Annotated in this window: 2 protein-coding genes; both read left to right on the top strand. The window is 42.2% G+C overall.

All coding sequences use genetic code 11. From position 1 onward, the window contains the following. A partial coding sequence (locus tag VE25_RS22865) for a hypothetical protein (protein WP_160299935.1) occupies positions 1 to 244 on the top strand: 244 nt, incomplete at its 5' end. A gap of 13 nt (positions 245 to 257) precedes the next feature. After that, complete coding sequence (locus VE25_RS22860; RefSeq protein ID WP_160299934.1) at positions 258 to 506, top strand: hypothetical protein; 249 nt, start codon at positions 258 to 260, stop codon at positions 504 to 506. The last annotated feature ends 117 nt before the right edge of the window (positions 507 to 623 follow it).

Here is a 623-nt window from a genome sequence, read left to right as displayed (position 1 = left end):
GGGGAGGAGAGGGAGGAGAGGGGAAATAGAGCGGGGGGGGGGGAGCGACAGAGAGGAGGAGAAGGACGTAGCAGAGGTAAGCGACGAAAACGAACTGGTAAGAGGAGAAAACAATACGAGCAGGGTAGACCAGGAGAGAGAGAGGAGAGCGAAACAGATGACAAACGCAAAGGAGAGCAAGAAGAAGGAGAGATCGAGGGAAGAGATCAGGCGGGGAGGGGAGCAGGAGGGGCGGAGGGGATAGAGGGGAGGAAGAGGTGAACGGAGAAAAACAGAAGCGAAAAGAAAGAGACGAGAAGGAGAGGAGAAGAAAAGGGGAAAGGAAAAGAAAAAAAAAAGAAAGAAGAAAAAAAAAAAGAAGAAAAGAAAAAAAAAGAAAGAGAAAGAAGAAAAAAAGAGAGAAAAAAAAGAGAAAGGAAAAAAAAAAAAAAGAAAAAAAAAAAAAAAAAAAAAAAAAAAAGAGAAAAAAAAAAAAAAAGAAGAAGAAGGGAAAAGAGAAAGAGTAGAGTAAGGAGGGAGAGGAGAAGAGAAAAAGAGAAAGAGAATAAAGGGGAGAAAAAAGAGAAAAAGAAGGAGGGTTTAAAGGGTAAGAGGAGGCATCGAATTTGGTAGAAGGCCCCCTC

It is taken from the genome of Devosia geojensis, assembly GCF_000969415.1.
Lineage (GTDB): Bacteria > Pseudomonadota > Alphaproteobacteria > Rhizobiales > Devosiaceae > Devosia > Devosia geojensis.
Note: the sequence above shows the minus strand (reverse complement) of the source record. Positions and strands in the feature narration are given on the sequence as shown.